Here is a 13,227-nt window from a genome sequence, read left to right as displayed (position 1 = left end):
ATGAATTTTTCTTTTTTACCTAAGTATTTACCTTATTTTAACTATGGGGCTATCGTGACGGTTCTCATTTCTATCTGTGTTGTCTTTTTGGGAACTATTTTGGGTGTTGTCTTGGCTTTTGGGCAACGTTCAAAGTTTAAACCGCTTGTTTGGCTGGCCAACTTGTACGTTTGGATTTTCCGTGGGACACCGATGATGGTTCAGATTATGATTGCCTTTGCTCTTATGCACATCAATGCTCCGACTATTCAGGTTGGAATTTTAGGTGTTGATCTTTCTCGTCTGATTCCAGGGATTTTGATTATTTCTATGAACAGTGGTGCTTATGTTTCTGAGACTGTTCGTGCCGGAATCAATGCGGTTCCAAAAGGTCAGCTAGAGGCAGCTTATTCGCTAGGGATTCGTCCTAAAAATGCGATGCGTTATGTGATTTTGCCACAAGCAATCAAAAATATCTTGCCAGCTTTGGGGAACGAATTTATCACCATTATCAAGGACAGCTCCCTCTTATCAGCTATCGGTGTCATGGAGTTGTGGAACGGGGCTACAACAGTTTCTACAACAACCTATTTACCTTTGACACCACTTTTATTTGCAGCCTTTTATTACTTGATTATGACTTCTATTTTGACAGTAGCCTTGAAAGCTTTTGAAAAACGTATGGGACAAGGAGATAAGAAATAATGACAGAAACCTTGATAAAAATTGAAAATTTACATAAATCATTTGGAAAGAATGAAGTATTGAAGGGCATCAACCTCGAGATTAAAAGAGGAGAAGTTGTCGTTATCATCGGTCCTTCAGGGAGCGGGAAATCTACCTTGCTTCGCTCTATGAATTTATTGGAAGAAGCAACCAAGGGGAAGGTTATCTTTGAGGGAGTCGATATTACGGACAAGAAGAATGACCTGTTTGCTATGCGTGAGAAGATGGGGATGGTTTTCCAACAGTTTAATCTCTTTCCTAATATGACTGTGATGGAAAATATCACCTTGTCACCTATCAAGACCAAAGGTGAGAGCAAGGCAGTTGCTGAGAAGAGAGCCCAAGAACTTTTGGAAAAAGTTGGTTTGCCAGATAAGGCAACTGCTTATCCACAGAGTTTGTCAGGTGGGCAGCAACAGCGGATTGCCATCGCGCGTGGGTTGGCCATGGAACCTGATGTTTTGCTCTTTGACGAGCCAACTTCAGCCTTGGATCCTGAAATGGTAGGTGAGGTATTGGCTGTTATGCAAGACCTTGCCAAATCAGGAATGACCATGGTTATCGTAACACATGAAATGGGATTTGCCCGTGAGGTGGCAGACCGTGTCATCTTTATGGCAGACGGTGTGGTTGTTGAAGATGGAACACCAGAACAGATTTTTGAACAAACCCAAGAACAACGGACTAAGGATTTCTTGAGTAAGGTTTTATAGGTTAGCTTTGTTAAGCTATTTGTAACCAATTTTAAACTTTCAAGACAAGATTAGTGAAAAGCTCGACCAGAGCTTTTTCTTATAGTTTGAAACTATAGGATAGCCTAGGAAAGAAGTGTTAGAGGGGACTAGCGGTTTTTGGTATAATGGAAGATATTTGAAAGAAAAGAGAAGTGATATGACACAGATTATTGATGGGAAAGCTTTAGCGGCCAAATTGCAGGGGCAGTTGGCTGAAAAGACTGCAAAATTAAAGGAAGAAACAGGTCTAGTGCCTGGTTTGGTAGTGATTTTGGTTGGGGACAATCCAGCCAGCCAAGTCTACGTTCGCAACAAGGAGAGGTCAGCTCTTGCAGCTGGTTTCCGTAGCGAAGTAGTGCGAGTTCCAGAGACCATTACTCAAGAGGAATTGTTAGACCTGATTGCTAAATATAATCAGGATCCAGCTTGGCATGGGATTTTGGTTCAGTTGCCATTACCAAAACACATTGATGAAGAGGCGATTCTATTGGCTATTGACCCAGAAAAGGATGTGGATGGTTTCCATCCCTTAAACATGGGGCGTCTCTGGTCTGGTCATCCAGTCATGATTCCTTCGACACCTGCAGGAATTATGGAAATGTTTCATGAATATGGGATTGATTTAGAAGGTAAAAATGCGGTTGTCATCGGTCGTTCAAACATTGTTGGAAAACCCATGGCTCAGCTTCTTTTGGCCAAGAATGCTACAGTGACTTTGACCCATTCACGTACTCATAATCTTGCCAAGGTAGCTGCTAAAGCAGATATTCTTGTAGTAGCAATCGGTCGTGCTAAGTTTGTGACTCCTGATTTTGTGAAACCAGGTGCGGTAGTCATTGACGTTGGGATGAACCGCGATGAAAATGGGAAGCTCTGTGGGGATGTTGATTATGAGGCGGTTGCCCCACTTGCTAGCCACATCACGCCAGTTCCTGGAGGTGTCGGTCCTATGACCATTACTATGCTGATGGAGCAAACCTATCAGGCAGCACTTCGGACATTGGATAGAAAATAAGAGAAAAATCGCTGAAGAGAGTGTATTTTCTATAGCTATATCTGAAATGGCAGAAATGAGTATTAAATTTTAGAAATAAGTTTATAAAAGGAGGTCTGCGCCTCCTTTTTGTTGTATAATGGAGTGAGGTGATTAGATGATTTTAAAAATTTATAATGGGGAATATAGTTTACAATGGGATGGAATATACTACTTAGCACTAATTGATTATCCAAATATTCAAGAGTGGGAATTAGAAAAAATTGCTAAATTTATAGCTTACGAAAAACTTCATAAACGTCAAACAAGTATTGACTGTGCTGATTCTTGTTTAAAAAAAGAAATTTTAGATTACATCTGTCAGCATCCCTTTCTGCCACCATTTACCCCTACAAATAAAATAGTAGCCTCGACTTATGATCTACATAAGAGGTTAGTGACTTCAGACTACTGTAGTCATACTACGACTATAGATGCAGCTATTTCTATCTTTAAAACAGGTCAGCTCTTATCTGCTGTGAAAGCCTTTGGGCGAGATGCTGAGGAGTTGGTTTTGGATAGTAGAAATGCTGCATCGGATCCGATAGATTATTTTGACTATGTCATGTTAGGGTGGTCAAATACAAGTTCTGGTTATCGATTAGCGATGGAGCGTTTATTAGGTCGAGCTCCTTCAGAGAAAGAATTACAAGACAAGTTTATTCCTGGAGTGAGTTTTCATTTTATCTATACAGATTTGATTAAAGTTACTGGTTATATTTTTGATGGCTACCATGTTGCAAAAATTAAGGACATGTTGAATTTATTTAGTGAGTTGTATATTTGTGTTATTCCAACTCATAATAAGAGCCAATTTGAAAATATTATTCCAACTAAAATACAAGATAGGGTGCATTATCTTGACTATGCTGGAGAAGACTTAGAAGAGTGGACTAAGAAAGTCTATCAAGTTGTTTTAAAACAATCAGATAAAGGATAGTTGAGGAAAAAAGGATGAAAGTGATTGATCAAACCTTACTAGAAAAAGTTATTATTGAACGTTCTCGTACAAGTCATAAAGGAGACTACGGTCGCTTACTTCTGTTAGGTGGTACCTATCCTTATGGTGGTGCCATCATCATGGCTGCTTTAGCAGCTGTAAAAAGCGGTGCAGGATTGGTAACTGTTGGAACAGATAGAGAAAATATCCCTGCTCTACACAGTCATTTACCAGAGGCTATGGCCTTTTCTCTTCAAGACCAGCAATTGTTAAAAGAGCAATTGGAGAAGGCAGAAGTTGTCTTGCTGGGGCCTGGTTTACGAGACGATGCTTTTGGAGAAAAACTAGTCAAACAGGTCTTTGCTAATTTAAGCCAAAATCAGATTTTGATTGTAGATGGAGGGGCCTTGACCATTCTTGCTAGAACAAGTTTGTCATTTCCGTCTAACCAGCTTATCCTAACTCCTCACCAAAAAGAATGGGAAAAATTATCTGGAATTACGATTGAAAAGCAAAAGGAAGATGCAACGGCTAGTGCCCTGACTTCCTTTCCTCAAGGAACAATTTTGGTGGAGAAAGGCCCAGCTACTCGTATTTGGCAAGTTGGCCAGTCTGATTATTACCAGTTACAGGTTGGTGGTCCCTATCAGGCGACTGGGGGAATGGGAGATACTCTGGCTGGGATGATTGCAGGATTTGCAGGCCAGTTTAAACAAGCCAGTCTCTACGAGAGTGTGGCAGTAGCGACTCATCTTCATTCAGCTATAGCCCAAGAACTATCTCAAGAATATTATGTGGTCTTGCCGACGGGAATTAGTAATTGTCTTCCTAGAGTAATGAAAATTATTTGTCAAAAAGAGAGGGTAAGCAAAGATAAACTTGTTTAAAATAGACAGATAAATCTACTTCCTTCTCTTAATTTATGATTCTTGAAATGCGCCTGCTTTAATGCTAAACTAGACGTATCAAAGTTAAGCTCTTATTTTTGGAACTGGAAAGAGATGAACAAAGCAAATACATAAAAGATAAACTCATTTTTATTCGTTTGATAAAAAGAAAATGCATATTTTCAAAGAAAGATTGATGAAAAATGTAAATTTGATCTTTTTACTTGAATAAAAAGCGGTTTCATAGTAAAATAAGAACTGAGAATGATGGAGGTAAATCGGTGGAAAATCTGAAGAAAATGGCAGGTATCAAGGCTGCTGAGTTCGTGAGCGATGGAATGGTCGTTGGACTTGGAACAGGCTCGACTGCCTATTATTTTGTCGAAGAAATCGGTCGTCGTATCAAGGAAGAAGGATTGCAGATTACAGCTGTAACGACTTCTAGTGTGACTAGTAAACAGGCTGAAGGGCTTAATATCCCACTCAAGTCTATTGACCAAGTAGACTTTGTCGATGTGACAGTCGACGGGGCGGATGAAGTGGATAGTCAGTTTAACGGAATCAAAGGTGGTGGTGGTGCTCTTCTCATGGAAAAGGTTGTGGCAACGCCCTCAAAAGAATATATTTGGGTAGTGGATGACAGCAAGCTAGTTGAGAAACTAGGTGCTTTTAAATTGCCAGTAGAAGTGGTTCAGTATGGCGCAGAGCAGGTCTTTCGTCATTTTGAACGAGCTGGCTACAAACCAAGCTTCCGTGAAAAAGACGGCCAACGTTTTGTGACGGATATGCAGAATTTTATCATTGACCTCGCCTTGGATGTCATTGAAAATCCAATTGCTTTTGGACAAGAATTAGACCATATCGTTGGTGTCGTGGAGCACGGCTTATTCAACCAAATGGTGGATAAGGTCATCGTTGCTGGACAAGATGGCGTTCAGATTTTAACCTCAAGAAAAGAAAAATAGAAGGGGGCATAAGATGTCTAAATTTAATCGTATTCACTTGGTAGTACTAGATTCTGTGGGAATCGGTGCAGCACCAGATGCTAATAACTTTGTCAATGCAGGGGTTCCAGATGGAGCTTCTGACACACTGGGACATATTTCAAAAACAGTTGGTTTGAATGTCCCAAACATGGCTAAAATAGGTCTAGGAAATATTCCTCGTGAAACTCCTCTTAAGACTGTAGCAGCTGAAAGCAATCCAACTGGATATGCAACAAAATTGGAAGAAGTATCCCTTGGTAAGGATACCATGACTGGACACTGGGAAATCATGGGACTCAACATTACCGAGCCTTTCGATACTTTCTGGAACGGATTCCCAGAAGAAATCCTGACAAAAATCGAAGAATTCTCAGGACGCAAGGTTATTCGTGAAGCTAACAAACCTTACTCAGGAACAGCTGTTATCGATGATTTTGGACCACGTCAGATGGAAACTGGAGAGTTGATTATCTATACTTCAGCTGACCCAGTCTTGCAAATTGCTGCCCACGAAGACATCATTCCTCTGGACGAATTGTACCGTATCTGTGAATACGCTCGTTCAATCACCCTTGAGCGCCCAGCCCTTCTAGGTCGCATCATTGCCCGCCCTTATGTAGGTGAACCAGGTAACTTCACTCGTACAGCCAACCGTCGTGACTTAGCCGTTTCTCCATTTGCACCGACTGTTTTGGATAAATTGAATGAAGCTGGTATCGATACTTATGCTGTTGGTAAAATCAACGATATCTTTAACGGTGCTGGTATCAACCATGACATGGGCCATAACAAGTCAAATAGCCATGGAATTGATACACTATTGAAGACCATGGGCCTTGCTGAATTTGAAAAAGGATTCTCATTCACAAACTTGGTGGACTTTGATGCCCTTTACGGCCACCGTCGTAATGCTCACGGCTATCGTGATTGCTTGCATGAGTTTGATGAACGCTTACCTGAAATTATCTCAGCCATGCGAGAGAACGACCTTCTCTTGATTACTGCGGACCACGGGAACGACCCAACTTACGCAGGAACAGACCACACTCGTGAATATATTCCATTGTTGGCCTACAGCCCTGCCTTTAAAGGAAATGGTGTCATTCCAGTAGGACATTTTGCAGATATTTCAGCGACTGTTGCAGATAACTTTGGTGTTGAAACTGCTATGATCGGGGAAAGTTTCTTAGATAAATTGGTGTAAGATGACACGCTATGCTTTGCTGGTGAGAGGCATCAATGTTGGTGGTAAGAATAAGGTCGTCATGGCGGAGCTTCGTCAAGAATTGACAGACTTGGGACTGGAAAAGGTTGAAAGCTACATCAACAGTGGCAATGTTTTCTTTACTTCGACAGACTCAAAAGTCAAATTGATTGAAAGGTTAGAGACTTTCTTTGGGACTCGTTATCCATTTATTCAGAGCTTTTCTTTACTGAGTCAAGAAGACTATGAAGCAGAAGTGGAAAATCTCCCGGCTTGGTGGAACGAAGACTTGGCTCGAAAAGACGTCCTCTTTTACACAGAAGTTTTGGATGTGGAGCAAGTCATCGAGAAAGTAGGCAGTTTGAAACTGGAAGATGAAGTTGTTCATTTTGGTAAACTTGGGATTTTCTGGGGAAAATTCTCTGAGGAAACCTACTCTAAAACTGCCTATCACAAGCACTTGCTCAAGATGCCATTCTATCGCAATATTACCATTCGCAATGCAAAAACCTTTGACAAAATCGGTCAAATGCTTAAAAATAATAAAGGAAATACACAATGACATTTTTAGATAAAATCAATGAAACAGCTGCTTTCCTGAAGGACAAGGGAATCCAAACGCCTGAGTTCGGTCTAATCCTTGGATCAGGTCTTGGAGAATTGGCAGAAGAAATTGAAAACCCAGTTGTAGTAGACTATGCTGAGATTCCAAACTGGGGCCGCTCTACAGTAGTCGGTCACGCTGGTAAATTGGTATATGGGGAACTTGCAGGTCGCAAGGTCTTGGCTCTTCAAGGGCGTTTCCATTTCTACGAAGGGAACCCTCTCGAAGTTGTGACTTTCCCAGTACGTGTCATGAAAGTTCTTGGATGTGAAGGTGTCATTGTAACCAATGCAGCTGGTGGTATTGGTTATGGCCCTGGTACTTTGATGGCTATTTCAGACCATATCAATATGACGGGGCAAAATCCATTGATGGGTGAAAACTTGGATGACTTTGGTCCTCGTTTCCCAGATATGTCTAAGGCCTACACACCAGAATACCGTGCTACTGCCCATGAAGTGGCTAAAAAACTTGGTATCAAGCTTGATGAAGGTGTCTATATCGGCGTTACTGGTCCAACTTATGAAACCCCAGCAGAAATTCGTGCTTATAAGCAACTGGGAGCAGATGCGGTTGGTATGTCTACTGTTCCTGAAGTTATCGTGGCAGCCCACTCTGACTTGAAAGTTCTGGGAATCTCATGTATCACTAACTTTGCGGCTGGTTTCCAAGAAGAACTTAACCACGAAGAAGTTGTAGAAGTGACTGAACGTGTTAAAGGTAATTTCAAAGGCTTGCTTAAAGCGATTCTTGCAGAATTGTAAGAAAAAAGATTTAAAAGGGGGAATACCTCTACCTTTTCATGATTGACTGGCTATTCGGAACAAAGAAGAAACATAGGTAGACTATGGGTTTCTTCCTACTCTTGTAACTGAAAGAGTCTATAGTTAGCATTGTGAAAGACAAGATTCTAGGATACTAGCATTAGCTTCCTAGCCAAGCAGACTAGGATGATAAGAAGAGATAAGAATGAATTTATACTCAATGAAAATCAAAGAGCAAACTAGGAAGTTAGCCGCAGGTTGCTCAAAACACAGTTTTGAGGTTGTAGATAAGACTGACGAAGTCAGTGACCATATCTACGGTAAGGCGACGCTGACGTGGTTTGAAGAGATTTTCGAAGAGTATTACTTTCTGAATTTCTTAGCCTTGTCCTAGATAGGGGACAAGGAGATTTCGCTTGAGTCTGCTTATAAATAAACGAAAAGAAAGATAAGAAATAATGAAAATTGGTCAACGAATTATGCGCTTTGGCATAAAAAAATTAAGTATCGGAGTTGTATCTGTTGCAGTCGGCTTCGCATTTCTAGCTCCAGCTGGAATTTCAGCCAATGAACTAAAGCAAGATGTAACATCTGAAGTGGCAACAAGAGTGCTAGATTCTAAGGAGGAATTGAGAGAGCCGGAAAATGTTGCTCCAAAACTAGAAACTCCTCTTAGAGAGGAGCCAAGACTAGCTCCTCAACCGCTTCCAGAAGCAAGTGAAGTTCTTGAAAACAAAAGGGAAGAGTCAAAAGTAGAGACAACAGAGCCAGCTCAAGACTCACCTATTCTTGCTCCTGTAGAAGAAACTAAAGAAGAAGTTGTGACAGAAAAACCAACAAATACTCGTTCTCTAACCGCAGAAGATTTGGAAAAGATTTCCAAAGGGGAATTGCATTTAGAAAATGATTTGATTGATGAATCTCTCTATGGTGAAAAAGTTCTTGATTTGGAAGGGGATGATGACCAAGATGGCATCAAAAACAAAGATGAACTTTATGTGTACAACAAAGATGGTAAGGATTATCTAGGATATAACAGTCATCCCTTGCTAGCAGACAGTGATGGGGATGGTTTGTCAGATGGAGAAGATGACAATAAGAAAGAATGGTATGTCACAGACCGTGATTCTCTTCTCTTTATGGAGTTAGCCTATCGAGACGATGATTATATTGAGAAAATTTTAGATCATAAGAATCCTTTCCCTAGTCTCTATCTTGACCGTCAAGAATACAAACTCATGCACAATGAATTGGCTCCTTTCTGGAAGATGAAAAAAGCCTACCATACAGATAGTGGTCTGGATGCTTTCTTATTTGAGACCAAGAGCGACCTTCCTTATCTCAAAGATGGAACGGTGCACATGTTGGCTATTCGTGGAACGCGAGTTAATGACGCCAAGGACTTAAGTGCAGATTTGGTTTTATTAGGTGGAAATAAACCAGCTCAAGCGGATGATATCCGCAAGGTTGTTGGAGAATTAGCCAAGGATACAAGTATTACTAAGTTGTATATGACAGGTCATTCTCTTGGAGGCTACCTAGCTCAGATTGCAGCGGTTGAAGCTTACCAAAAATATCCTGATTTTTATAACCATGTATTACGGAAAGTAACGACTTTCAGTGCTCCTAAAGTGATTACTTCCAGAACTGTTTGGAATGCTAAGAATGGTTTCTGGGATGTTGGTTTGGAAAGCCGTAAATTAGCTGTTAGCGGAAAAATTAAGCATTATGTGGTTGATAATGATAATGTTGTGACTCCTTTGATTCATAATGATCGTGATATTGTTACATTTACAGGTAATTCACGCTTTAAACACCGTTCTCGTGGCTATTTTGAAAGTCGAATGAATGATATTCCTAACTTTAATATTGGTAAACGAGCTACCTTGGATAAACATGGTTATCGTGATCCGAAATTGGATAAAGTGCGATTCTTTAAGAAACAGGCTCTGCCTCAATCTTCTAGTCAACCAAGCGCTGAACCAATGGAAAATATTGCCTTAGGAAAACAGGTTACTCAAAGTTCGACAGCTTTCGGAGGAGATGCTAGAAGAGCTGTGGATGGTAAAGTTGATGGTAACTATGGTCACAATTCTGTCACTCATACCAACTTCCAATCTAAACCTTGGTGGCAAGTAGATTTGGCTAAAGAAGAAACCATTCGCCAAATCAATATTTACAACCGCACAGACACTGCCCAGGATAGATTGGCAAACTTTGATGTCATTCTTTTAGACAGTTCTGGTAAAGAAATTGAGAGAAAACGCATAACATCTCTTAAAGATGTATCAGCACAAATTGCGATTAACCATAAAAAAGCGCGCTATGTTCGAATTGAGCTAGAAGGCTATAATGCCCTCAGTCTTGCAGAAGTCCAAGTATATCGTGCTGAGAATATCGCTTGGAAAAAACAAGCTAAGCAAAGTTCTACTGATTTTGGTGGAGATGCTAGTCGTGCCTTAGATGGCAATACCAATAGTAGTTATAGCCAGCAATCAATTACCCATACAAAATTTGAAAACCAGCCTTGGTGGGAAGTTGATTTAGGTCGTACAGAACAGGTAGGACTTGTTCGCCTTCATAACCGTGGGGATGGAGAACTTTCTAAACGTCTGTCAGACTTTGATGTGATTTTGTATGATGAAAAAGGAACAGAAGTTGCTAGACAGTATGTTTCTAAACTTGACGGAACGAGCTTGGATGTTCAATTAAATGGGAAATTGGGACGCCGTGTTCGTGTGCAACTACGTAAGAACAATCAAGCCCTCAGTCTTGCAGAAGTAGAAGTTTTCCGCTTTATCGCTACGAATGGTGAGACAGCGACACAAATTTCTAAGCCAGTTCAACCAATCAGTCAGACTCCTGTGAAAGATAAAACATTGACAATTCAACATAGCGGAGCTTACATTGCTCGCTACTCTATAACTTGGGAAGAAGTTACAGTAGACAAAGATGGAAACCAAGTTGTTCGTAGTCGTTCTTGGGAAGGAAACGGTCGCAACCAGACTGCAGGTTTTGTCCTCAACCTCCCAATCAAAGAAAATATGAGAAATCTGCGAATTAAGATTGAGAAAAAGACAGGTCTACTATGGAATAGATGGCAAACAATCTATGAAAACAGACCAATTTTAGCTCAACCCCACCGTAAAATTACCCATTGGGGAACAACATTAAATTCTAAGATTTCTGATGACGATGTCTTGTAATCTGATGATACAATGACAGTTAGATAATTTAGTTTATAAAAAAACTACCTGAGCTTGAATAGAACTCAGGTAGCTCTCTGTGAAAGAACAAAATTAAACAGAAAGGATGGGTTAACTGTATTCACTGAACTGAATACGGGCGGAGAACTGTGTAAAAAAGATAAACTGTCTAGCATCTGCGATGCATCGTCAGTTTCCTATTTTTACTTTGTTCTCTGTTGCTATCCTAAATATACAAAAAAGAAAGGTAGAGCGCGTGTTCTAATTTGAACACGAGTAGAAATTCGTACCTATAAGATGCTTGGAACAGATGTGGTCGGAATGTCAACTGCTCCTGAAGTTATTGTTGTAGCCTACTCAAGTTTGAAACTTCTAAGAATTTCATGTATTACTAACTATACTACTGGTTTCAAAGAAGAGATTAACTGCGAAGAGGTTATAGAAGTGACTGAGTGTGTTAAAGGTGATTTTAAAGGCGTACTTAAAGCCGTTTTTGCTGAATTATTACTATGTTAAAAGAATTGAGGAGTATTTTTCAGAAAATCCCTTATAATCTTAAATTATTCCTAGCAGTCATTTTGCAAGGAATAGTTTCAGGTTTATCTGGTATTTTTCTACATTATCTTTTAAAGATAATAGAGGGGATAGCTTTTGGTCAATCAGAGCATCAAACTGTATTCTTGACAGATGGAGTTTCCTCGTCGCGGATAGGATTAAGTTTAATAATCGTGGGTGTCAGCTCATCCTTGGTCTGGTATTTCTTGCAAAAAGAATCACAGATTTTTTCCATTAAAGCGCAGATGAAGAATGAGACTTCACAATACAAACTTCATTTTTTAAAACAGCTATTTCATTCAATTTGGCAAATTATTGCAGTTGGAGGGGGAGCCCCTATTGGCAAAGAAGCTGCACCACGAGAGATTGGGACTCTATTTGCAGGACCAATTGGAAAAATATGTTTTCTCTCTAAGAAGGATCAAATCTTTCTCCTTGCTTGCGGTGCTGGTGCTGGTTTAGCGGCTGTCTATCAGGTTCCATTAACAAGTGTCTTCTTTGTTTTTGAAACCCTAGGAATTGCTCTATCTATTAAACGATTTGTCTTAGTCGGTTTGACTACCTATGTGTCAACCTATACAGCAGGCTTGGTTATTTCAGATCATGCTCTCTACCAGATTCCAGCCATTGCATGGTCATTAAAGGAAATGTGGATTATTCCCTTATTACTTCTTTTCTTAACCCCACTAGCTTGGTTTTTTGATCGCTTAAGTAAAGAAGTGTCTTCAAATAGAATAAAAGATAAACGAATACTTCTCACATTGCCTACAGCTTTTCTTTTTCTTGCTGGGTTGGCAAGTTATTTTCCACATCTACTTGGAAATGGACGTATGATGGCTCAGGAAGTATTGAATGGTAGCAACGGCAAAACAGTATTCCTCTTGTTTATCCTAAAAGCACTGGTCGTTCTTATTACTCTGTGGGCAGGGGCCTATGGTGGTACACTTACGCCATCTTTTGCCTTGGGTATGGCTGGAGCTGCTCTTTTTGGAATGATTCTAGGTGGGGATAGCCAGCCAAGTATTTTGCTTTTGGGATCGGTTTGCTTTTTGTCTGTGACCTTGAGGGCTCCCTGGTCTGCAACTGGATTAGTAATAGGCTTCACTGGGCTAGGTTTAGATTCTCTTCCGTATCTCTTAGTAACAGCTATTTTAGCCTATGAATTTGCAAAAATATTAGATCGTTTTTCTTGGGCTAACATACTGTGTCAGAAGTCAAAGAATAGAGTAATAAGATAGAGAATGACCGTTTCTTCTAATCAAAGATTTCTCTTAAAAGATTAAAAACTATTGTCAATTTATCAATAACTGTTTAAAAAAATGTAGTAGGCTTATCGGAGTCATGATTGAATCCGATTTTTCCTAGCTATGAAATATAAAAAAAGAAAGGTAGAGCGTGTGTTTTGATTTGAACACGAGCGGAAAACTTTTCTAAAAAATCAGAAGAGAAAGGGAGTTCGGGTTTGAATTGAAGCCGATCTAATCTTCTCAATATTATCAAAATTAAGAAAGAAAGGAATTGAACCCACCCTAAAAGCAGTAGGAAAAAGATAGTTGGTCTAGCGAGCATCGCTCACTGCCCCCAACTCCTATTTTCCCTTTGCTTTTTG

At 40.1% G+C, this 13,227-nt stretch carries 12 protein-coding genes and 1 pseudogene; all 13 read left to right on the top strand.

The features are described from left to right. The 13 genes and pseudogenes from HWX15_RS01710 (at position 1) to HWX15_RS01650 (ending at position 12,856) form a co-directional block, all read left to right on the top strand. Positions 1 to 684 (top strand): amino acid ABC transporter permease, encoded by a 684-nt coding sequence (locus tag HWX15_RS01710; RefSeq protein ID WP_033676806.1) that lies wholly within the window; start codon positions 1 to 3, stop codon positions 682 to 684. Then, positions 684 to 1,418 (top strand): amino acid ABC transporter ATP-binding protein, encoded by a 735-nt coding sequence (locus HWX15_RS01705; RefSeq protein WP_000140955.1) that lies wholly within the window; start codon positions 684 to 686, stop codon positions 1,416 to 1,418. Before HWX15_RS01710 ends, HWX15_RS01705 begins: the two co-directional genes overlap by 1 nt. Before the next feature lie 178 nt (positions 1,419 to 1,596). Beyond that, on the top strand, positions 1,597 to 2,454 hold the full coding sequence (locus tag HWX15_RS01700) for a bifunctional methylenetetrahydrofolate dehydrogenase/methenyltetrahydrofolate cyclohydrolase (protein ID WP_050142755.1): 858 nt from the start codon (positions 1,597 to 1,599) through the stop codon (positions 2,452 to 2,454). Positions 2,455 to 2,590: 136 nt separating this feature from the next. After that, on the top strand, positions 2,591 to 3,412 hold the full coding sequence (locus HWX15_RS01695) for a phosphate ABC transporter ATPase (RefSeq protein ID WP_173213679.1): 822 nt from the start codon (positions 2,591 to 2,593) through the stop codon (positions 3,410 to 3,412). A 14-nt stretch (positions 3,413 to 3,426) separates the two neighbouring features. Then, positions 3,427 to 4,299: an NAD(P)H-hydrate dehydratase gene (locus HWX15_RS01690; RefSeq protein WP_175880083.1), complete on the top strand. Its 873-nt coding sequence runs from the start codon at positions 3,427 to 3,429 to the stop codon at positions 4,297 to 4,299. 281 nt (positions 4,300 to 4,580) lie between these two features. Further along, the gene (rpiA, locus tag HWX15_RS01685) at positions 4,581 to 5,264 is read left to right on the top strand and encodes a ribose-5-phosphate isomerase RpiA (RefSeq protein WP_175880082.1); all 684 of its coding nucleotides are present in this window, start codon (positions 4,581 to 4,583) and stop codon (positions 5,262 to 5,264) included. Positions 5,265 to 5,277: 13 nt separating this feature from the next. Continuing rightward, positions 5,278 to 6,489, top strand: coding sequence for a phosphopentomutase (locus HWX15_RS01680; RefSeq protein WP_175880081.1), 1,212 nt, complete (start codon positions 5,278 to 5,280; stop codon positions 6,487 to 6,489). A 1-nt stretch (position 6,490) separates the two neighbouring features. After that, on the top strand, positions 6,491 to 7,051 hold the full coding sequence (locus HWX15_RS01675) for a DUF1697 domain-containing protein (protein ID WP_175880080.1): 561 nt from the start codon (positions 6,491 to 6,493) through the stop codon (positions 7,049 to 7,051). Beyond that, positions 7,048 to 7,857: a purine-nucleoside phosphorylase gene (locus HWX15_RS01670; RefSeq protein WP_175880079.1), complete on the top strand. Its 810-nt coding sequence runs from the start codon at positions 7,048 to 7,050 to the stop codon at positions 7,855 to 7,857. Before HWX15_RS01675 ends, HWX15_RS01670 begins: the two co-directional genes overlap by 4 nt. A 205-nt stretch (positions 7,858 to 8,062) precedes the next feature. Further along, positions 8,063 to 8,251, top strand: coding sequence for a hypothetical protein (locus tag HWX15_RS09835; RefSeq protein ID WP_254867326.1), 189 nt, complete (start codon positions 8,063 to 8,065; stop codon positions 8,249 to 8,251). A gap of 64 nt (positions 8,252 to 8,315) precedes the next feature. After that, the gene (locus tag HWX15_RS10215; RefSeq protein WP_175880078.1) at positions 8,316 to 11,063 is read left to right on the top strand and encodes a galactose-binding domain-containing protein; all 2,748 of its coding nucleotides are present in this window, start codon (positions 8,316 to 8,318) and stop codon (positions 11,061 to 11,063) included. A 270-nt stretch (positions 11,064 to 11,333) separates the two neighbouring features. After that, positions 11,334 to 11,579, top strand: a pseudogene (locus HWX15_RS01655) (phosphorylase family protein); the annotation flags it as partial. Then, on the top strand, positions 11,573 to 12,856 hold the full coding sequence (locus HWX15_RS01650; protein ID WP_175880076.1) for a chloride channel protein: 1,284 nt from the start codon (positions 11,573 to 11,575) through the stop codon (positions 12,854 to 12,856). The pseudogene HWX15_RS01655 and the gene HWX15_RS01650, both read left to right, overlap by 7 nt. The last annotated feature ends 371 nt before the right edge of the window (positions 12,857 to 13,227 follow it).

The organism is Streptococcus thalassemiae (assembly GCF_903645285.1).
GTDB lineage: Bacteria > Bacillota > Bacilli > Lactobacillales > Streptococcaceae > Streptococcus > Streptococcus thalassemiae.
The sequence above is the reverse complement of the archived record's forward strand: the minus strand, read 5'-3'. Positions and strand labels throughout refer to the sequence as shown.

Excerpts from the sequence above, each read along its gene's own strand:
- HWX15_RS01675 (WP_175880080.1), top strand. The coding sequence starts at position 6,491 with ATGACACGCTATGCTTTGCTGGTGAGAGGCATCAATGTTGGTGGTAAG.
- HWX15_RS01690 (WP_175880083.1), top strand. The coding sequence starts at position 3,427 with ATGAAAGTGATTGATCAAACCTTACTAGAAAAAGTTATTATTGAACGT.
- HWX15_RS01700 (WP_050142755.1), top strand. The coding sequence starts at position 1,597 with ATGACACAGATTATTGATGGGAAAGCTTTAGCGGCCAAATTGCAGGGG.
- HWX15_RS01695 (WP_173213679.1), top strand. The coding sequence starts at position 2,591 with ATGATTTTAAAAATTTATAATGGGGAATATAGTTTACAATGGGATGGA.
- HWX15_RS09835 (WP_254867326.1), top strand. The coding sequence starts at position 8,063 with ATGAATTTATACTCAATGAAAATCAAAGAGCAAACTAGGAAGTTAGCC.
- HWX15_RS10215 (WP_175880078.1), top strand. The coding sequence starts at position 8,316 with ATGAAAATTGGTCAACGAATTATGCGCTTTGGCATAAAAAAATTAAGT.
- HWX15_RS01705 (WP_000140955.1), top strand. The coding sequence starts at position 684 with ATGACAGAAACCTTGATAAAAATTGAAAATTTACATAAATCATTTGGA.
- HWX15_RS01650 (WP_175880076.1), top strand. The coding sequence starts at position 11,573 with ATGTTAAAAGAATTGAGGAGTATTTTTCAGAAAATCCCTTATAATCTT.
- HWX15_RS01680 (WP_175880081.1), top strand. The coding sequence starts at position 5,278 with ATGTCTAAATTTAATCGTATTCACTTGGTAGTACTAGATTCTGTGGGA.
- HWX15_RS01710 (WP_033676806.1), top strand. The coding sequence starts at position 1 with ATGAATTTTTCTTTTTTACCTAAGTATTTACCTTATTTTAACTATGGG.
- HWX15_RS01670 (WP_175880079.1), top strand. The coding sequence starts at position 7,048 with ATGACATTTTTAGATAAAATCAATGAAACAGCTGCTTTCCTGAAGGAC.